Below are 18972 nucleotides of genomic sequence, written 5' to 3' on the forward strand. Positions count from 1 at the left end.
CCTCACACAGCGGCGAAAGGCCGCGCGACAGTAGCGAGGGGCGGACCCGGGCAGTTCACGGGCCCGCCCTCTCGTCGCGTTCCCACTGTCCGTGGACGGCTTCTCCCGGCAGGAACCGCACGGAAGGGCGCCCGCCGGGCCCTTCCGGCGTCACGACCGCGCGTACCCGGTAGACGTCGGCGATGAGTTCCTCGGTGATCACCTCCGAGGGCGTTCCGCCGGCGACCACCCGGCCCTCCTTCATGACCGTGACCCGGTCGCAGAACATCGCGGCCAGATTGAGGTCGTGCAGGGCGACCACCGCGGTGACGGGCAGCGCGGCGACGAGGGACAGCAGCTCCAGCTGGTGCTGGATGTCCAGGTGGTTGGTGGGTTCGTCCAACAGGAGTTCACGCGGCTGCTGGGCGAGGGCGCGGGCGATCTGCACGCGCTGGCGCTCACCGCCGGACAGGGTGTGCCAGGACTGCGCGGCGCGGTCGGCGAGCCCGGTGCGTGCCAGAGCTTCGCGTACGGCGTCCTCGTCCTCGGGGCCGGGCGCGGACCAGGGCCGCCGGTGCGGGATGCGGCCGAGGCGTACGACGTCCAGCACGCTCAGGTCGACCTGGGTCACCGCGTGCTGGTCGACGACGGCCACGCGGCGGGCCACACCTCTGCGGCCGGTCTCGGCGAACGTGCGTCCGTCGAGGGTGACCACGCCCGCGCCGGGGGTGAGGACCCCCGACATGACCCGCAGCAGCGTGGTCTTGCCGGAGCCGTTCGGACCCAGGAGCCCGACCGTGGTGCCGGGCGGCGGCGCGATGCTCACGTCGTCGAGCACGATCCTCCCGCCGGCTTCCCTGCTGACCCGGGCGGCCCGCAGGCCGTCGTCCGTGATGCCTGCCCGGGTCATGCGCCCCTCCGTGTGCGGTAGAGCACCAGGACGAAGACGGGCACCCCGATGAGGGAGGTGACGACACCGACCGGGACCTCCTGCGGGTCGAGGACGGTCCTGGCCAGGGTGTCGACCCAGACCAGGAACACCGCTCCGGCGAGGGCGGTCACCGGCAGCAGCCTCCGGTGCCCGGACCCCGTGAGCGCCCGGGCGGCGTGCGGCAGGACGAGGCCGACGAACCCGATGGCGCCCGCCGAGCTGACGAGGGCCGCAGTCAGCAGCGCGGTGGTGCAGAGCAGCACGATCCGGGTGCGGGCCACGTGCACGCCGAGGGAGGCCGCCGCGTCCTGCCCGAAGGCGAAGGCGTCGAGCGTGCGGGCATGGCCGAGGCAGACCAGCAGGGCCACGGCCAGCACGGCCGAGCACATCCACACGTCGTTCCAGCCGACCCCGCTCAGTGAGCCGAGCAGCCAGAAGAGCACGCCCCGGGTCTGCTCGGCGTCGGCGGCGGTCATCACCACGAAGGAGGTGAGCGCGGAGAAGAGCTGCATGGCCGCCACCCCGGAGAGCACCACCCGGTCGGTGGATCCGCCGAGTGTGTGGCTGAGGAGCAGGACGAGGGCGAACGAGCAGAGAGCCCCGACGAAGGCACCGCCCGAGACCGACACCGCTCCCCCGCCGACGCCGAGGACGACGACCACGACCGCCCCGGTGGAGGCCCCCGAGGAGACACCGAGGACGAACGGGTCGGCGAGCGGGTTGCGCAGCAGCGACTGCATCACGGTGCCGCACACCGCGAGTCCGGCGCCGCACACCGCGGCCAGCAGGGTGCGGGGCATGCGCAGGTTCCAGATGATGCCGTCCCGGATCGGGGTCAGCCGCCCGTCGCCGAGGCCGAGGTGCGAGGCAACCGCGGACCAGACGTCCGGGACGGAGATCCGTGCGGGGCCGATCGTGACGGCGACCGCCACGGACAGGAGCAGCAGGACGGTCCCGGCACTCCACAGGGCACCGTCGCGCAGGAGGATCCTGGCTCCGGCGGCCGACCGGATCGCCGTAGGCCGCTCCGCGCGTACGTCCGGAAGCTGGTGGGTCTTCGTCACCCCGCGAGCCCGAACGAGCGCAGCCCGGCCGCGACGCGCTCCACGCCCTCCACGGTCCGGATCGCCGGATTCATCGCCTGGCCGCTGAGCAGGACGTACCGCTTGTGCCGGACGGCGTCCATGTTCTTCGTGGCGGGGTTGGTCTCCAGGAACTCGATCTTCTTCTCCGCGCTCTCGGCCGTCTGCGACTCACGGGTGAGATCGCCGATGACCAGCACGTCGGGGTCGCGGTCGGCGACGGTCTCCCAGTTGATCTGGGGCCATTCCTCGTGGGAGTCGTCGAAGACGTTCTTCGCGCCGAGTTCCTCGGTGATGATGCCCGGGGCGCCGCAGCATCCCGCCATGTAGGGGGCCTCGGCGTTGGCGAACCAGTAGAGCAGGGTGGTGCCGGACGCGTCGATGTCCGCGGTCGCCTCGTCGACGCGGCTGCGGAGGCTCTTCACCAGCTTCTCGCCGCGCTCCGGGACTCCGAACACCTCGGCCAGGTCGCGCACTTCGCCGTAGACACGGTCCATGGTCAGTGGCTCGGAGCGGGAGCCGTCGCCGCTGCCCGTGTTGTCCTTGCCCGCGCAGTCGGCGGGTGAGAGGTAGGTGGGTACGCCCAGCTTCTCGAACTGGTCGCGGGACGCCACGCCGCCCTTACCCAGGGTGGACTCGAACGAGGCGCTGACGAAGTCGGGTTCCCCGGCGAGGACCTTCTCGGCGGAGGGCTGGTTCTCGGCGAGGCGCTCCACCGTCGCCTCGTCCTTCTCCAGGCCCTTCATCACCGGGTCCGTCCATGTCGCGGTACCCGCGATCCTGTCGGCGAGGCCCAGGGAGAGCAGGATCTCCGTCGATCCCTGGTTGAGGGAGACGGCGTGACGCGGTGCCGCGTCGACAGTCACCGTACGGCCGCAGTTCTTCAGCGTGACGGGGAAGCCGGCGACTGCGTCCCGTGCGGCACCGTCGGATGTGCTGCCGCCTCCGCCGCAGGCGGTCATGAGGACAAGTCCCGCGGTGAGCAGGGCTGTTCGGCGTACGGTGCTGGCTATGGGCGGCAAGGAGTCCTCGGCGTTCTCTGGGCTCATGCGCGGAGCCCGGTACGGAGTTCCGCTCCCGGTGCGGAAGCGGGTGCCAGCAGGTCTTCGGACTCGGGTTCGTCCGGACAGGGCGCCTTCCCGGTGCACCCGAGGGTGTCCCAGTGGCCGTGGCCCTGCCCGTCCCCCTCACCGCTGCGCGTCAGTTCCGGATTCGCACCGGATTCCCTGACTCCACGTGGAGTGTGACTGGCGTCTGCAAGCTATCACGCGGCTCACCGGCGGCCTCGGGGCCGTCGCCGGTACGGCGGGCGGGGGTCTCCCGCTCCGTACCGGCCGGCCGTCGGCCGGGTCAGCGCTTGGGGTGAACCGATTCGCCACCGTCCGTACGCGGCTTCCCGTTCCGGCGGGCGAGCACGGATGTCGTGCCCCAGTAGGCCAGCAGGACGGCGCGCAGTCCCAGGATCTCCAGGTGCTCGCCCAGGCGGCCGCACAGCGCCTGCCCGCTGCGTCCGGGACTCATCGCGCGTCCGCCGCGCCGGTGTTCCACGGGCCCCGGGGATCGTCGTACGCGTCCGCGTAGCCCGGTCCGGCGATCGGCCAGTCGGCGAGCAGTTCCTCCGGCAGGGCGAAGGAACCGGCCAGTTCCGGGGCGTGCGCGGCGACGGCCGCGACGAGCTCCTCGACGGCCTCCGGCAACGCCTCCACCTGATCGGCGCTCAGGAGACCGGCGGCCATCAGGTCGCCGCTGTTGCGGGACACCCACTCGACGGCGAACAGCCGCTCCAGCTCCCCGAGCCGGTCCCTGGCCTCTCCCTCGGGCAGCGTCGACCGGGCCTCGGCGTAGGCCTCGGCGGCCTGCCGGTAGGCGTAGGCCTCGACCCCGCGCAGAGCGGGGCCCGAGGCCGCGTTCCACCGGTCGAGGGTCCCGGCGTCGGGCGCCCGCAGCGCACGGGCCCTTGCCCGGGCGAACCAGATGTCCTGGACCGAGGCGAGGAGCCGGCCCAGGAAGTGCGGGTCGGCGAGGTCCCCGGGTCCCGGGTCGCGGTCCGGGAGGCCGTCACGGCCGGGCTCGGCGGCGAAGAGCATGTCGGCCGCCGCCTTGGCGTACAGGGCGATGTTGTCGCCCTCCGCGGTGATGGCCCCCTCCACGCCTGTGACGAGTTCGGTCATGCCGTTGTTCTCCAGCAGCGCCTGCGCGCCGCAGCGTTCACGGCTCTCGACGATGACCTCACGGGCCCGCCAGGTGATCCACGCCTTGGCGACATCGACCAGTCTCCCCGCGTCCGTCCGGCCGTCCTCGTCCGTACAGGCCTCCCACCGCCCCTGTGCCCTGCGGTACAGCAGGCTCATCGCGAAGACCGTGGCCATGGCCGAGGCGAGCGGTCCGTGGTGGGTCCGGTGGGCGTTCACCGGCACCGGTGGGGTGGACCGGGAGCCGGAGATCATCCGGTGGCCGCCGTAGCGTACGGCGACCGCCAGGGTCGCCCGGGCCGAGCCCGCCGCGCAGGCGCTCATGGAGATCCGCCCGGGGGTGACCCGGCCGATCGAGGTGAGGAACCTGCGCCGCCTGTCCCCCGGTCCGGTTCTGAACTCCCCGTGTTCTTCGCCTTCCTCACCCGTTCCCAGCAGGGCGTCCCGAGCCACGAAGAGCCGGTCGAACGAGGTCAGGCAGTGGTCCACGGGGCTGCCCATCCGGGCCGGCAGCCGGCGCACCCGGACGCCCGGCAGCGGCTGTACGTCGTCGGTGAGCGGCACCAGGAAGAGGCGTACCCCGTGGTCGGAACCGTCGGCCACCAGGCGGGCGGCGACCAGACCCGACTTCGCTCCGCCCGCCGGGCTGGTGTTGGGCATGAACTTCTGCGCGCCCGGGTTCGGGGTGTGCAGGACGAAGCCGTCCCGCTCACGGTCGTAGGTGGCGGTGGTCTCCATGGCCGTCGCGTTGTTGCCGTGCGCCACCTCCGTACAGAGGAAGGTGCCGATGCGCCGCATCGTCAGGTAGTCCGACAGATCACGTCGGCCGACGCAGTCGTGGTCGAGGAGACTGCCGAGGAAGAGGTTGTAGTGGATACCCGCCACGGTGGTCAGCGCGGGGTCCACCGGGCCGAGCCAGGCGTGCAGGGCGGCCAGCGCGCGCGGGTCGGCGGCGAGCCGCGCTCCGCTGTCGAGGGAGAGGTTGAGGATCCGCAACCGGTCGTAAGCGAGGTCCAGTCGCTCTTCGGGCGTTCCGCCGGCGGGGCGGCGGAACGGTTCTGTGCTGATCAGCCGCTGCCAGAATCCGTGCTCGCGCCGGAATCCGGGACCGAGGAGGACGCCGGTCAGCAGTTCGGTGGTGGACGGTGGGGCGGTGTCGGTAAGGGTCACGGTCATAACGAAATCAACGACCGTGGTGGGGGCGAGGACACCCTGGGCGCCCTACCGCTCCGGGGCCGGCACGCCGGTCAGGGCCGCCGCCAGCTCCTCCTCGTCGGGAGGCAGGGCACCGGCCCGTGCGACGGTCACAGCGGCCGATGCCACGGCGTATCGCAGCACGTCGCCCAGAACGGCGGCGTCCAGGGAGCGCAGCCGTGCGCGGCCCGGGGCCCCGAGCAGTCCGTACGAGGCCAGGGCGTGCAGCGCGCCCGACATGAAGGCGTCGCCGGCACCCACCGTGTCCGCGACCCGGACGGGCGGTGCGCCGGTGTTCACGGTCCTGCCCGGCAGGAACGCCGCCGCCCCGCCCGCGCCCCGGGTGACCAGGACGACAGCGGGCCCGGAGCGCAGCCACCGCTCGGCGGTCCTCTCCGGGGGCTCGTCCGGGTACAGCCACCGCAGGTCCTCGTCGCTGGCCTTGACGACATCGCTGAGCGCGACACAGCGCTCCGCCCGGCGTACGGCACGGGCGTGATCCCCCATCAGCCCGGGCCTCACGTTGGGGTCGTAACTGACCGTCGCCGTCTCCCGGAAGGACCGGACGAGGTCCAGGACGGTGTCCGCGCCGGGTTCCAGTGCGGTGGCGACCGACCCGGTATGGACATGCCGGGGCGGCTCCGGTGGCTGCGCGACCGGGCCGAGCGTCCAGGTGATCTCGAAGGTGTAGGTGGCCCTGCCCGCCTCGTCGAGCTCGACCGTGGCGGCCGGCGTGGGCGCGTCGCTGCCGTCGCCGATGACCCGTACACCGGCCGATGTCAGGTGGTCCTCGATCAGCCGCCCGTCGGGGTCGGGGCCGAGCTGGGTGATCAGGGTGGTGCTCCGGCCCAGTCTGGCCAGCCCGTACGCGACGTTCGCGGGGCTGCCGCCGGGGTGGATCCGGTCCGGCTCGCCCGGCACCCGGACGATGTCGGCGACGCATTCGCCGATGACCAGCAGGGCGGGGCTGTCGGGCATGGGGCGGGTCTCCTGGAGGACGCGGGCGGCAGTGCCCCGGCGGATCACGGCGGTCACGGGGCGCACTGCCGCCGATTCTGCCCCGTGTGCGGGAAACCGTGGAGACCCGGGGCCAGGGCGCCTGTCGTCGAACTCCCCTCGTCGCCCGGAGGCGGGAGTTCGACGACCGGCCCTCTAGGAGGCGTCGCCACGCCCCTCGTCGCCGTAGCGGCGCTCGAACTTGGCGACCTGGCCCTCGGTGTCGACCACCCGCGCCTTGCCGGTGAAGAAGGGGTGGCTCTCCGCGGAGATCTCCACATCGATGACGGGGTAGCTGTTGCCGTCGTCCCAGTCGATCGTCTGCTCGCTCGACGCGGTGGACCGGGTCAGAAACGCGTACCCGGCGGAACGGTCGCGGAAGACCACGGGACGGTACGACGGGTGCTTGTCCTGTTGCATCTCTGCTCCTGGAGGTACGGGGATCTCACGTCCCGGCTTCGGGCCAGCCTCGCCAAGGGCGCGGCCCCGCGCTATCCGGGGCGTCCGTACGGAGCAGAGGTCAGCCGCCGCCGCTCCCCGTGGCGGCACCGGCCGGCGTGGTCTCCGCTGCGCGACGGGACCACAGCAGTGCCCCCGCCAGCAGCACGACGGCGCCGAGCAGCCAGGGAAGAGGGCCGGCCGGGAGCGCGCCGACGGCCAGCCCGCCGGCCGCCCCGACCAGTTGCAGGGAGAGGGACTGCACGGACAGGGCCGTCGACCGGCCGGTGGCGTCGACACGGTGGTGCAGGAGGTCGTTCTCGCTGGGGCCCGCGGCGCCCAGGCCCAGGTAGACCAGTCCGTATCCGGCGGCGGCCACGGTCAGCGCGGGCGCTCCGGCCGAGGACACCGTGGCGCCGAGCGCCAGGAGGCCGGCGGTGCTCGCGCCAAGGCTCGCCAGGACCGCGCGCTCGCTGTTTCCGGCGAGCCGGGCGACGAGCGGTGCCAGCTGGCTGCCGAGCGCCGAGCAGGCGTATCCGGTGGCGGCCAGGCCGGCGAAGAGCACCGCACCGGACTCGGCCGTTCCCGTCAGACCGGCGGCACGGCCCGGGGTGAGCAGTTCAAGGGCGGAGAGCGCGGTGCCCGCGGCGCCGGCGGTCATCAGGATGCGGCGGACCAGCGTGTCCCGGGCGCCGAGCCGCAGCCCCGCGGCGATGGCGCCGGGCACGCCCCGCAGGACGCCTCGCAGGGTGGCCGGGGGGCGGGGAGGTTCGGTCAGGGCGGTCAGGACGTAGAGGACGAAGACGATCTCGACGGCCACACCCAGGAGTACGGGGACGGAGAGCGGCAGGACCAGGTCCGAGGTGAGCGTCCGCAGTCCGGCCCCCGGGTCGGAGCCGAGGCCGAGCAGCCAGGGCAGCGCGCCGCCGAGCAGCACCCCGAGGGCCATCGCGCCGGACGACGCCGCGCCGCCGCGTGCCAGCCCGGTGCGGATCTCGGCACCGGGCCCCGCGTGGGCATGCACGGTGTCGACGTACCAGGCTTCGGCGGGCCCGCTGGACAGGGCCCGGCCGGCACCCATGAGGGCCATGCCGAGGGCGAGCACCCAGGGGGCCGCCCCGAGGGCTATGAGCGTAAGGGCGCAGGCGTTGAGCACACCGGCGCAGGCCAGGACCGTACGACGGCCTATGACGTCGGAGAGGCCGCCGGTGGGGAGCTCCAGGGCGGCGGCGGTCAGGGCGTGTGCGGCGAAGACCGAGGCGACTGCGGCGAGCGCCATGCCGCGTTCGGTGAAGAGCAGCACCATCGGCGCGGACGTGAGGCCCGCGGGCAGCCAGAAGAGGAAGGACACCGTGACGAATCTGCGGCGGGCGATGCGTTCGTCGGGTCCGGGGGCCGTGGCGGGTGCGGCCTCGGGCGCCGGGGTCACGGGGTGCTTCCGGCGTCGGAGGGCGCATCCGCGTCGGGCGTACCCGTCCCGTCCGGTGCCAGCGGGAGCCCGGCGGTGAGCAGCACGACCTGCCGGGCCCGGGGGTCGTGCTCGTCGCGTGCCGTCAGCTCCGTGAGCTTGGCCGTGATCGCTTCGCGGAGTTCGCGGAGGGACTCCGGCGTCAGGCGCGGCATCAGGTCGTCGATCCCCGAGGGGTCGTGCCACTCCTCGCCGAGCCGGCCCGCGTCGATGTCCGCCTCGTGCTGCTCCATGGACTGCTGCAGATGCTCGAGCTGGCGGCGCCGGCCCAGCACCAGCATGGACCGGCCCGCGGGCGATGCCAGCATGGCCGCGTTGTCCGTCGAGGTGACGGAGTGCACGGCCTGCCAGCGGCGCTCACGTCCGTCGCGGTGCTCCGCCTCCGCGACGAAGGCGTACTTGGCGAGCACCCGGAGGTGGTAGCTGGTCGAGGCGGACGACTCCCCCGTCCTGACCGCGAGCTCGCTCGCGGTCGCCGGACCGTGCAGCCGCAGCAGGCCGAGCAGCCTCAGGCGCAGGGGATGGGTGAGCGCCTTGAGTGCCGCGGAGTCCCGCTCGGGATCGAGTACACGGTGCGTCGCGTCGTTGTCCACGACGGCAGCCTAGAGCGCGCCGACACTTTGCCAAAGAGTTTTTGCAGAATATTCTTGGGAAAGCCGTTCAGCCCCTCGACGCCCCCTCCACCGCGTCCGCCACCAGCGCGAGGAACCGCGCGTGTGCCTGCGGGCTGCACAGTGGTTCCGGGTTCCACGGCACGGTCCGCGCGCCCTGCCCGGCTGCCTGCCAGGCGGGGACGGAGATCCCGTCGAGCGGGACCGCGTTGGACCGGATGTCCGTCAGGACGATGCCGGGCTCCAGAGCCGCGGCATCCTCCCAGCCGACGGTGGCCCAGTTGGCCCCGGCGCCGTCGGGCGGGGCCACGAGGCCCACCCCCAGCTCGGCCAGCACCCGCAGTTCGGGCCACATCTGCGGACGGGCGACATACGCCTGCTCAGGACCCGCGGGCGAGAGGGCCACCACCCTGGGGGCTCCGGGGGCACGGGCCGCCGTGCGGAGCCGCTCGCGGGCGGCGTGCAGCTCACCCGCGGCATCCGGGACGGACGCGCCACCGAGCGCGCTCGCGAGCTCGGCGAACCGCTCGGCGACCCGGTCGAGCGTGCGCGCCTGACCGACGTCGATCACGACGACCGGAACACGCTCCTCCAGGCGCTTGGCGGTGTCCGGGTCCAGTCCGTAGAGCTGGCCGTGGCCGTAGCTGACGGCCACGGCCAGGTCGGGCCTGCCGCGTAACAGCGTGTCCACGTCCAGGTCGTCACCCGCACCCCGGTAGTCCACGGTGTCCAGCGGGAGCGTGCCGGTCTTCGCCCGGTCGGGCTCCGCCCCGTCGTGCCCGGAGCCGAATATCCCCTCCGGGCGTATCCCGTAGTCCCACAGCGTCGCTCCCGCCTGGACGTACGCGAGCACCCTGGACGGCCTGCGGTCCGCCACCGCCAGTTGCCCCCGGTCGTCCGCGAAGCTCCACGCGCTCTCCTCCGTCATGCCATTCACCCTTCCGAACCGGCGGCCAGGGCCCTCTCCTTGGCTCGCAACCCACTACCTGCCCAGCCCGTCGGCTCCACACCCTCCGTGGAACGCCCGAGATAGGTGAGCGGCCCCGGGTCGGGCACGTCGATCGGCTGGAATCCGAGCCGGTCGTAGAAGGCCCGGGCCGGAGTGTTCGCCGTCAGCATCGACAGGTGGACGGCCCGGACGCCCTTCCGGTGCAGAGCTCCCAGGAAGGCGCCCATCAGCTCCCTGCCGTATCCCCTGCGCTGCCATGGCGGCAGCAGGTCGATGTGCAGGTGCGCGGGGTGCTCGTCCAGCTCCGGGAGGATCATGCGCTCGGGGCGGTACAGGAAGGCCGTCATCGCCTCGGTGAGGGTTCCGGGTTCACCCTCCGGCGCGGGGAAGCGGTCCGTCACCAGAGGGAGCCAGATCTCACGGAAGGCGTCCACGAACCGCCGGGTGTCCGCGGTCCCCAGGACATAGCCGGCCGCACGCCCGGAGCCGTCGTCCAGGACGAAGGCCAGCTCCGGTTCCAGGTGTGCGTAAGGCTCGGCGAACAGGGCGGGCATCAGCCCGGGGTCGGGGTAAAGACGGGTGCTGTCCCCGCCGTTGTCGGCCGTGCGGACGCAGATGTCCGCGAGTGCCTCCTGGTCGGCGGGGCGATAGGGGCGTACGTACGCGGTCCGGGTCATCGCCCCATCCTTCCCGGCTGGGAGCGCTCCCACAAGGGGCCCTGAGGCATCTCAGGGCGTCTCGCGCTCCTCGCCGTCCGTGCGGGCGAGTTCGACGTTGAACTGGGCACCGGTCAGGAGCGCCAGGTTGGTGAACCAGATCCAGATCAGGAAGACCACCAGGCCGGCCAGCGAACCGTACAGCCGGCTGTAACTGCCGATGTGGGTCGCGTACAGCGCGAATCCGGCAGAGGCGATCAGCCACAGGAACGCCGCGAGCACCCCGCCGGGCAGCGCCTTGCGCACGCTCCGCGCGGACCGCGGACCGGTACTGAAGAGGACCAGGATGAGGCAGGCGACGAGACAGAGGAGGACCGGCCATTTCAGGCCCTCCCACAGTGCCTCGCCGGCCTGCGCCAGACCCACCCGGCGTCCGAGCCAGCGCGCCAGAGGTCCGGTGAGCACGAGGACGAAGGCGCTGGTCATCAGCAGGACGAGCAGCCCGATGGCCGAGACCACGATGATGTGAGCCTGGCGCAGCGGCGGCCTGGTGTCCTTCACCTGGTGCATGGCGTGCATCGCCCTGCGGAAGACCGCCAGATAGCTGGACGCGGACCACACGGCGCTCACGCTGCCGGTGGCGACGAGCAGCCAGACGGCCGTGCGCTCCTCGGTGGCGGCCTCCAGGGGCCGGCGCAGGGCCGCTCCGGACTCGGCCGGCGCGAAGGCCGTGATGTCGGCGATCAGGGCGTCGGTGGCACCGGGGTTGGCCAGGCCGATGACGGAGACGGTGACGAGGAGCGCCGGGAGCAGGGCCAGGATGGCGTAGTAGGTGAGGGCGGCCGCCCAGTCGGAGAGATCGTCGTTCCACAGCGACACGGGGGTCCGGCGCAGAGCGGCGCGCCAGTCTCTGCGGGCGGGGCGCCCTGCCGGGGGCGCGGTTCGTTCCGCGACGGGGTCGTCGGTCCTGCTGGGCACGCGGACACTCCGGGGGACGGGGGGCGGGAGGAGCGGACGGCCGGGACGCCTGATGACGGCCCGGCTGCCCCCTTTCTCTCATGCCTCGGTCCCGCGGATGTACTCCGGTCGGTCTCAGTCGTTGACGGCGGTGAGCAGCACCACCGCGTCCTCCAGGGCCAGCAGCCCGTGCCGCTCCTGCGGAATGGGGTGCAACCCGCCCGCCGTGAGGTCCACGTCCCCGGATCCGGCGGTGAGCCGGACCACCCCGCGAAGCACCTGGAGCGACGCGGCGGGCGGCGCGTTGTGCTCGTCGAGGGCGGACCCCGCGGTGAGCGCGATCACCGTCTGCCGCAGCGGCTCCTGGCGCAGCAGCAGATGTGCGCTGCGCCCGTGCGCGTTGGCGCGGGCCGCGGCCAGGTGCTCGTCGGCGAGAGCGTTGAGATCATCCATACGACCACTGTGCCGCAGCCCCCGCTCCCCCGCTATCGCGTCCGCCGCCGGGCCGCGGTGCCGTCCGGCACGCGGGTCCCCGAGAACACCTGCCCCACGGCACGGCGGAGCGGGGCCCGCAGCACGCGGACCCCGCTCCGGTGGAGCCGGCCGGAGGTCAGAGACCGCCGGTGTAGAGCAGCCGGTCGGGCGAGCCGGCACCCAGACCCGTCAGCACGTCCGGGGTCGCCTCGGCGGCGAGATGGTCGGCGACCTCCTGCGGCCCGGCGTCGGGGTTCCGCTCCTTGTAGAGAGCGGCCGCACCGGCGACGTGCGGACTGGACATGGACGTTCCGCTCAGCGTCGTGGAGCCACCGCCGAGCTTCGCGGACACGATGTCCACGCCAGGGGCGTACAGCCCCACACAGGTACCCCAGTTACTGAACGTCGCCTGCCGGTCCTGGTCGTCCTCGGCCGCCACGGCGAGCACGCCGTCGGCGCGTGCCGGGGAGACGTCACAGGCGTCCTGGTTCTCGTTGCCCGCCGCGACCACCGGCAGGGTGCCGTCCGCCGCGAGCGAGTCGAAGGCGTCGTCGACGGCCGACGACGCGGGTCCGCCGAGGGAGGCGTTGACCACGGCCGGCTGCTCGGCGTTCTGGGCGATCCAGTCGAGGCCGGCGATGATCCCGGCCCAGGTACCCGAGCCTTCGCAGTCGAGCACCCGCACCGGCACGAGAGAGGCCGCGGGAGCGACTCCGTACGTCGTACCGGCAACGGTCCCGGCCACGTGCGTGCCGTGCCCGTTGCAGTCCTCACCGTTGCGGCCGTCGCCGATCGCGTCGTACCCGGCTCCCACCCGGCCGCCGAACTCGCTGTGGGCGGATTCGATGCCGGTGTCCAGGATGTACGCGGTGACACCCTGGCCCGTGCCGTCCACGTCGTAGTCGCCGTCCAGCGGCAGATTCCGCTGGTCGATACGGTCCTGCCCCCAGCTCCCGGCCACGGCCCGCTTCCCGGCCGCCGCGGCGGCGGGCGGCGAGACGGAGGCCTCGCTGTTCTCCTCGACGGCCTGGACACCTGCCGCGCCACGCACCTGCTCGAGCTGCGCGGGCGTCAGAGAGGCCGCGAAGCCGTGCAGGACCCTGCTGTACGTGAAGAGGGTGCTGACCCCGATCTGCTCGGCCACTGCGGCCGGCTTCTGCTCGGGCGCGAGGGTGACGATGTACTGACCGGGCACAGCCCGGGCCGACTTCTGCACCGGCACGAGAGTCTCACCGGTGTCTGCCGTGGCCGTGGTGGTGCCGATCAGGGGGGTGATCAGCAGTAGAGCGGCTGGTGCCCAGCGGGCGCGCAGGCGCATGCGTTCTCCCTTGGGATGGAGGAGCGGATCGCGGACCTGTCAGGTCCGCGAAGTGCGAACACCTGACCTTTCGTCCACATCTCCGGGGAGCCTGAGCCGCGTCAGCCGGACAGCGCAACGATCGGCGCCGGGGCAGGCCCATTCGGCCCATCGCATGAAAGGTTTCAACTCCTCCTGCGAGCGAACATAGACCCGGTTCCACAAGGGCGTCAATGACGCACACAGCAGGTCTGCAACCATCCATTCAGAAATGGGATTATCACGAAAGAACCCTTGACAGAGGCCGGTCAAAACCTTAGCTTCTCCGGAACTGAAACGATTCATCTTCGCATCGTTACGGAGCCGCGTTGTGATCAGCAGAAGACGACTGCTCAGCACCACCGCCGCCACCGCCGCGCTCGCCGCGGTATCCGCACCGGCCGCCGGGGCTTCCGGGTCCGCGCAGGCTGCCGCCGGCCGGGCTCGCGTCACCGAGCCGACCGTCGAGTACGTACGCCGTCCTCTGGGCCTGGACACCCCGCGTCCACGGCTGACCTGGCCGGTCGCGTCGGACAGTCCGGGCCTGAGCCAGACCGCGTACCAGGTGCGCGTGGCCACCACCCCCGACCGCCTCGGGAAACCCGACGTCTGGGACAGCGGCCGGGTCGAGTCCGCGCAGTCCGTACTGGTTCCGTACGCGGGCCCCGAGCCGGTGTCCCGCACGCGCTACCACTGGTCCGTGCGGGTCTGGGACGCGGAGGGCCGGGCCTCCGCGTGGAGCGAGCCGTCCTGGTGGGAGACCGGGCTCCTGGACGCCTCGGACTGGTCGGCGGATTGGATCGCCGCGCCCGCCACGCTGACCGGCACACCCACGCTCGACGACGCGTCATGGATCTGGTTCCCGGAAGGGGACCCCACCGTCGAGGCACCCGCCGCCACACGGTGGTTCCGCGGCCGGGTGGAGATTCCGGAGGGTGTCACCCGCGCCCGGCTCGTCATGAGCGCCGACGACGGATTCACCGCGAGGGTGAACGGCGTGGAGGTGGCTCACACCGAGGCCGACGGCCCGGCCGAGAACTGGAAGCGTCCCGTCCTCGTGGATGTGACGGCCCATCTCTCCCCCGGCACCCATGTCATCGCCGTGTCGGCGACGAACGCGGTCGCCGGGCCTGCCGGGCTCCTCGGAGCACTGGAACTGACCACCGCGGACGGTACGGCCACGGCCGTCACCGACGCCGACTGGCGGGCCACCGACGAGGAGCCGTCGGGAGACTGGCACTCCGTCGCCTACGACGACAGCGCATGGCCGGCCGCCGCGGTCCTCGCCCACTGGGGCTCCGGCCCCTGGGGCGAGGTGCAGGTGGCGTACTCCCCCGCCACCCAGCTGCGCCGCGAGTTCCGGCTGGGCCGCAAGCGCGTCGCGCGGGCCAGGCTGTACTCGACCGCCCTCGGCCTGTACGAGGTGTCCCTCAACGGCGAGCGTGTCGGCGAGGACCGGCTCGCCCCTGGCTGGACGGACTACAACAAGCGCGTCCAGTACCAGACGTACGACGTGACCGGTCTGGTGACGCAGGGCGGCAACGCTCTCGGGATCACCCTGGCCGCCGGATGGTACGCGGGGAACATCGCCTGGTTCGGTCCGCATCAGTACGGCGAACAGCCGGCGGCTCTGGCCCAGTTGGAGGTCACCTACACAGACGGGTCGACCGAGCGCGTGGTGTCCGGCAGCGACTGGCTCACCGCGGCGGGGCCGGTCACCGGGGCCGACCTCATGGCGGGCGAGGACTACGACGCCCGGCTGGAGACGGACGGATGGACCCGGGCCGGCTTCGACGCGTCCGGCTGGCTCGCGGCCCGCCGCGTCGACGGGGTCACGGCGGCGCTCGTCGCCGAAGTGGACGGCGCCTGCCGTGTGGAGCGTGAGCTGACCGTCCGTGAGGTGACCGAACCCGAGCCCGGTGTCTTCGTGTTCGATCTCGGCCAGAACATGGTGGGCACTCCTCGCCTCACGGTGTCCGGACCGGCCGGCACCACGGTGCGGCTGCGGCATGCCGAGGTGCTCAACCCGGACGGCACGATCTACACCGCCAACCTGCGCACCGCCCGCGCCACGGACACGTACACGCTCCGGGGGGACGGCCGGGAGACCTACGAGCCCCGCTTCACCTTCCACGGCTTCCGCTACGTCGAGGTGACGGGATATCCCGGAACACCGGACCGCGACGCGATCGTGGGGCGTGTCATCCACACCTCCGCGCCGTTCACCATGGACTTCACCACCGATGTCCCCATGCTCGACCAGCTCCACCGCAACATCACCTGGGGACAGCGCGGGAACTTCCTGTCCATTCCGACGGACACCCCGGCCCGTGACGAACGGCTCGGCTGGACCGGCGACATCAACGTGTTCGCGCCCACCGCCTCGTACACGATGGAGTCGGCACGCTTCCTGACGAAATGGCTCTACGACCTGCGCGACGCCCAGACCTCCGACGGCGCCTTCACCCATGTCGCCCCGGACCTCCCGAACGTCGGCAACGGCGCGGCGGGCTGGGGCGACGCCGGAGTGACCGTGCCGTGGGCCCTGTACCAGGCGTACGGCGATGTGCGGGTGCTGGAGCAGTCGTGGACCTCGATGACCGCCTGGCTGGAGTATCTGGAGGCGCACAGCACCGGGCTGCTGCGCCCGGCCGACGGGTTCGGCGACTGGCTCAACATCGAGGACGAGACGCCCAAGGACGTCATCGCCACGGCCTACTTCGCCCACAGTGCCGATCTCGTGGCGCGGACGGCCGAGGCCCTGGGCAAGGACCCCGCGCCGTACCGCACGCTCTTCGGCCGGGTGCGCGAGGCGTTCCGCGCGGCGTACGTCTCCGCCGGCGCCCGGGTGAAGGGCGAAACGCAGACGGCGTACGTACTGGCCCTGTCCATGGACCTGCTGGCGGAGGACGACCGCGGGCCTGCGGCGGACCGGCTCGTCGCCCTCATCGAGGCGAAGGGCTGGCATCTGTCGACGGGGTTCCTCGGCACCCCGAGGCTCCTGCCCGTGCTCACGGACACCGGCCACACGGACGTCGCCTACCGTCTGCTGCTCCAGCGGACCTTCCCGAGCTGGGGCTACCAGATCGACCGGGGGGCCACCACGATGTGGGAGCGCTGGGACTCGATCCGGCCGGACGGCAGCTTCCAGGACGCCGGGATGAACTCCTTCAACCACTACGCCTACGGCTCGGTCGGTGAGTGGATGTACGCGAACATCGCGGGCATCGCCCCCGGCGCCCCCGGCTTCCGGAAGATCATCGTCCGGCCGCGTCCGGGCGGCGGGGTGACGCAGGCCGAGGGACGGTTCGACTCACGGTACGGACAGGTCACCACGCGCTGGAGGAAGGACTCGGACGGCTTCGCCCTGCGGGTCGTGCTGCCGGCGAACACGACCGCCGAGGTGTGGGTGCCGGGCGGCGACAAGCGGAGTGCCGGACGGGGCCCCGCGGACTTCCTGCGGCTGGACGACGGGTGTGCGGTCTTCGCCGTCGCCTCGGGCACCCATCAGTTCACGGCCTCCGGCTGACGGCCGACCGTCCGCGTGCCCCCGGAGGACGCTTCCGTCCTCCGGGGGCACGCGAGCGCGGTGGCATGCCCTAGCCGACGACGAAGGGTGTCGTCCCGGCCTCCACCCGGAGCACCGTGACTCCGCGTGACGGAACGACCAGACCGCCGCCCGCGCCCGGCGGGGGCCCGGTGAGAACCTGACCGGCCACCGCACCGAACTCGACGGGCTCGTCCGTACGGTTGACGAGGAACCAGTACTCCTGGGAGCCGTCGGTCCGTACGGTCAGCTCCACCCGTCCCCGGACGTCAGCGGGAAGTTCGCTGAGCACAGCGGCGCCGGACAGCAGGGGCCCCAGCACATCGGGCAGCCCGTGGCTGCCCAGCCGGGTGGAGACGTAGGCGGCGGAACCGCCGTCCGCCAGGGCACGCCGCGTGACGGCGGGGCGCCCTGTCTGGTCCCCGGTCCCGTAGTGGGCGAGGACCGTGACCTCGGGGTCGGTCAGGTCGATCCGGTCGGTCCACAGCGTGCCGGTCAGCCCGTTGTCGAGGCGCACGTCCTCGCCCTCCCGCAGCGGGCCGAACTCCTCGATGCGGATGCCGAGCAGATCGCGCAGCGCTCCCGGGTATCCGCCGAGGTACACATGGTCGTTCTCGTCGACGACACCGGAGTAGTAGGTGGTGGCGAGATGGCCGCCGCCGCGCACATAGGCGTCCAGCCGGCCGGCGAGCTCCAGGGGGACGACATGCAGGAGGGGGGCGGCGACGAAGTCGTACCCCGTGAGGTCGGCGTCGGTCGTGACGACGTCCACCCGGACACCCAGGGACAGGAAGGCCGAGTACCAGTCGAGCGCCTCCTGCCGGTAGCGCACCAGGGAGGACGGCTGGGAGTCGCGTTCGACGGCCCACCAGGAATCCCAGTCGTACACCAGAGCGGCGCGAGCCGGCTCCCGCACGGACCCGGTGACCGGGGTGAGCGCCTCCAGGGTCCGGCCGAGGGCGGTCACCGCACGGAACACCTCGCTGTCCGGGCCGGCGTGGGGCACCATCGCGGAGTGGTGCTTCTCGGCGCCGGCGGCGGACTGGCGCCATTGGAAGAAGCAGACCGCGTCGGCTCCGTGGGCGACGTGGACCAGGGAGTCGCGGGCGAGTTCGCCGTCGCGCTTGGCGACGTTGACGGGCTGCCAGTTGACCGCACTCGTCGAGTGCTCCATCAGGAACCAGGGCCTGCCCTGTGCGATGGAGTGCGTGAGGGCTGCGGAGAAGGAGAGCTCGTCCAGGCGTTGCGGCCCGGGGTGGGCGTAGTGGTCGTTGGAGACGAAGTCGATCTCCGCCGCCCAGTCGGGGTAGTTCATGCCCTTGGTGTCGCCCATCACCATGAAGTTGGTGGTGGCGGGGATCCGGGGGGTGATGCGGCGCAGGACCTCGCGTTCGGCCCGGAGGTAGTCCCTCAGCGCGTCGGAGGAGAAGCGCTTGAAGTCGAGCTGCTGGGTCGGATTGGTGTGGCTCGCGGCCAGTCGCGGGGGCTGGATCTGCGCCCACTCCCCGTAGTGCTGCGACCAGAAGGAGGTGGCCCAGGCCCGGTTGAGCTCCTCCAGGGTGCCGTAGCGGGTGCGCAGCCAGTCGCGGAAGGCCTGGGCCGCGTCGTCGGAGTAGTCGTAGATGTTGTGGCAGCCGAGCTCGTTGGAGATGTGCCAGGCGACCACGGCGGGGTGATCCGCGTAACGGGTGGCCATGGCCTCGACGAGCCGCAGGGCGTACGCGCGGAAGACGGGCGAGGTGGGCCGCCAGTGCTGGCGCGCCCCCTGGGAGAGGGTCTCCCCCGTGCGGGTGACCGGCAGGATCTCCGGGTGCAGGGTGGTGAGCCAGGGCGGCGGCGACGCGGTGGCGGTGGCGAGGTCCACGTCGATGCCGTTGCTGTGGAGCAGGTCGAGCACCTCGTCCAGCCAGGCGAAGTCCCATCTGTCCTCGGCCGGCTGGAGCCGGGCCCAGGAGAAGATCGCGACGGAGACGACGGTGACCCCGGCCTCTCGCATCAGCCGGACGTCTTCCTTCCACACCTCGCGCGGCCACTGCTCCGGGTTGTAGTCGGCCCCGTAGGCGAAGCGCGCGGGGCGGTCGTCGGAGGTCGGGCGCAGCCAGTGGCGCTCGGAGGCGGGGGTCATGGTGATCCTTTCGGATACGAGGGTGCGGGTACAGCAG

Annotated in this window: 16 protein-coding genes and 1 riboswitch; of the genes, 1 reads left to right on the forward strand and 15 read right to left on the reverse strand. The window is 72.4% G+C overall.

Annotation, left to right across the window (positions count from 1 at the left end; genetic code table 11):
* Positions 1-55: 55 nt before the first annotated feature.
* The 14 genes from ACIREO_RS12605 to ACIREO_RS12670 all read right to left on the reverse strand — a co-directional run bounded on the left by ACIREO_RS12605 (position 56) and on the right by ACIREO_RS12670 (position 13245).
* Positions 56-889 carry an ABC transporter ATP-binding protein gene (locus ACIREO_RS12605; protein ID WP_404107993.1) on the reverse strand — a complete coding sequence of 278 codons (834 nt, stop codon included), beginning with the start codon at positions 887-889 and terminating at the stop codon, positions 56-58.
* Positions 886-1923 (reverse strand): FecCD family ABC transporter permease, encoded by a 1038-nt coding sequence (locus tag ACIREO_RS12610; RefSeq protein ID WP_404108724.1) that lies wholly within the window; start codon positions 1921-1923, stop codon positions 886-888. Before ACIREO_RS12610 ends, ACIREO_RS12605 begins: the two co-directional genes overlap by 4 nt.
* A 47-nt stretch (positions 1924-1970) precedes the next feature.
* Positions 1971-3041 (reverse strand): ABC transporter substrate-binding protein, encoded by a 1071-nt coding sequence (locus ACIREO_RS12615; RefSeq protein ID WP_404107996.1) that lies wholly within the window; start codon positions 3039-3041, stop codon positions 1971-1973.
* A gap of 30 nt (positions 3042-3071) precedes the next feature.
* Positions 3072-3259: riboswitch (cobalamin riboswitch) on the reverse strand.
* An 83-nt stretch (positions 3260-3342) separates the two neighbouring features.
* Positions 3343-3513: a hypothetical protein gene (locus ACIREO_RS12620; RefSeq protein ID WP_404107999.1), complete on the reverse strand. Its 171-nt coding sequence runs from the start codon at positions 3511-3513 to the stop codon at positions 3343-3345.
* Entirely contained in the window at positions 3510-5360 is a 1851-nt protein-coding gene (locus tag ACIREO_RS12625; RefSeq protein WP_404108002.1) for an acyl-CoA dehydrogenase, read from the reverse strand. The genes ACIREO_RS12620 and ACIREO_RS12625 overlap by 4 nt, the downstream gene beginning before the upstream one ends.
* A gap of 45 nt (positions 5361-5405) precedes the next feature.
* Positions 5406-6356 carry a carbohydrate kinase gene (locus tag ACIREO_RS12630; protein WP_404108726.1) on the reverse strand — a complete coding sequence of 317 codons (951 nt, stop codon included), beginning with the start codon at positions 6354-6356 and terminating at the stop codon, positions 5406-5408.
* A 174-nt stretch (positions 6357-6530) separates the two neighbouring features.
* The gene (locus ACIREO_RS12635; protein ID WP_099171537.1) at positions 6531-6794 is read right to left on the reverse strand and encodes a type B 50S ribosomal protein L31; all 264 of its coding nucleotides are present in this window, start codon (positions 6792-6794) and stop codon (positions 6531-6533) included.
* 100 nt (positions 6795-6894) lie between these two features.
* A complete protein-coding gene (locus tag ACIREO_RS12640; RefSeq protein ID WP_404108005.1) occupies positions 6895-8241 on the reverse strand; it encodes an MFS transporter in 1347 nt (448 codons plus the stop codon).
* Complete coding sequence (locus tag ACIREO_RS12645) at positions 8238-8873, reverse strand: helix-turn-helix domain-containing protein (protein ID WP_404108008.1); 636 nt, start codon at positions 8871-8873, stop codon at positions 8238-8240. The genes ACIREO_RS12640 and ACIREO_RS12645 overlap by 4 nt, the downstream gene beginning before the upstream one ends.
* A 67-nt stretch (positions 8874-8940) precedes the next feature.
* Entirely contained in the window at positions 8941-9819 is an 879-nt protein-coding gene (locus ACIREO_RS12650) for an ABC transporter substrate-binding protein (RefSeq protein WP_404108011.1), read from the reverse strand.
* A gap of 5 nt (positions 9820-9824) precedes the next feature.
* Positions 9825-10517 (reverse strand): GNAT family N-acetyltransferase, encoded by a 693-nt coding sequence (locus ACIREO_RS12655; RefSeq protein WP_404108014.1) that lies wholly within the window; start codon positions 10515-10517, stop codon positions 9825-9827.
* 51 nt (positions 10518-10568) lie between these two features.
* Positions 10569-11474, reverse strand: a complete 906-nt coding sequence (locus ACIREO_RS12660) for a YihY/virulence factor BrkB family protein (protein ID WP_404108017.1) — start codon at positions 11472-11474, stop codon at positions 10569-10571.
* A gap of 114 nt (positions 11475-11588) precedes the next feature.
* Positions 11589-11906 (reverse strand): cupin, encoded by a 318-nt coding sequence (locus tag ACIREO_RS12665; protein WP_404108019.1) that lies wholly within the window; start codon positions 11904-11906, stop codon positions 11589-11591.
* 157 nt (positions 11907-12063) lie between these two features.
* On the reverse strand, positions 12064-13245 hold the full coding sequence (locus tag ACIREO_RS12670; protein WP_404108021.1) for a S8 family peptidase: 1182 nt from the start codon (positions 13243-13245) through the stop codon (positions 12064-12066).
* A 349-nt stretch (positions 13246-13594) separates the two neighbouring features.
* Between ACIREO_RS12670 and ACIREO_RS12675 the strand changes: the two genes are divergently transcribed.
* Positions 13595-16792 (forward strand): alpha-L-rhamnosidase, encoded by a 3198-nt coding sequence (locus ACIREO_RS12675; protein WP_404108023.1) that lies wholly within the window; start codon positions 13595-13597, stop codon positions 16790-16792.
* Positions 16793-16862: 70 nt separating this feature from the next.
* On the opposite strand, the gene ACIREO_RS12680 is transcribed toward ACIREO_RS12675, so the two are convergent.
* Entirely contained in the window at positions 16863-18935 is a 2073-nt protein-coding gene (locus ACIREO_RS12680; protein ID WP_404108026.1) for a beta-galactosidase, read from the reverse strand.
* Positions 18936-18972: the final 37 nt, after the last annotated feature.

Origin of the sequence: Streptomyces sp. NPDC102441, assembly GCF_044765585.1 — a bacterium.
In the GTDB taxonomy this organism is placed as follows: domain Bacteria; phylum Actinomycetota; class Actinomycetes; order Streptomycetales; family Streptomycetaceae; genus Streptomyces.

Bases quoted from the DNA above. Each gene is read 5' to 3' on its own strand.
- ACIREO_RS12605 (WP_404107993.1), bottom strand. From the start codon at position 889: ATGACCCGGGCAGGCATCACGGACGACGGCCTGCGGGCCGCCCGGGTC.
- ACIREO_RS12615 (WP_404107996.1), bottom strand. From the start codon at position 3,041: ATGAGCCCAGAGAACGCCGAGGACTCCTTGCCGCCCATAGCCAGCACC.
- ACIREO_RS12620 (WP_404107999.1), bottom strand. From the start codon at position 3,513: ATGAGTCCCGGACGCAGCGGGCAGGCGCTGTGCGGCCGCCTGGGCGAG.
- ACIREO_RS12625 (WP_404108002.1), bottom strand. From the start codon at position 5,360: ATGACCGTGACCCTTACCGACACCGCCCCACCGTCCACCACCGAACTG.
- ACIREO_RS12630 (WP_404108726.1), bottom strand. From the start codon at position 6,356: ATGCCCGACAGCCCCGCCCTGCTGGTCATCGGCGAATGCGTCGCCGAC.
- ACIREO_RS12635 (WP_099171537.1), bottom strand. From the start codon at position 6,794: ATGCAACAGGACAAGCACCCGTCGTACCGTCCCGTGGTCTTCCGCGAC.
- ACIREO_RS12650 (WP_404108011.1), bottom strand. From the start codon at position 9,819: ATGACGGAGGAGAGCGCGTGGAGCTTCGCGGACGACCGGGGGCAACTG.
- ACIREO_RS12655 (WP_404108014.1), bottom strand. From the start codon at position 10,517: ATGACCCGGACCGCGTACGTACGCCCCTATCGCCCCGCCGACCAGGAG.
- ACIREO_RS12665 (WP_404108019.1), bottom strand. From the start codon at position 11,906: ATGGATGATCTCAACGCTCTCGCCGACGAGCACCTGGCCGCGGCCCGC.
- ACIREO_RS12670 (WP_404108021.1), bottom strand. From the start codon at position 13,245: ATGCGCCTGCGCGCCCGCTGGGCACCAGCCGCTCTACTGCTGATCACC.
- ACIREO_RS12680 (WP_404108026.1), bottom strand. From the start codon at position 18,935: ATGACCCCCGCCTCCGAGCGCCACTGGCTGCGCCCGACCTCCGACGAC.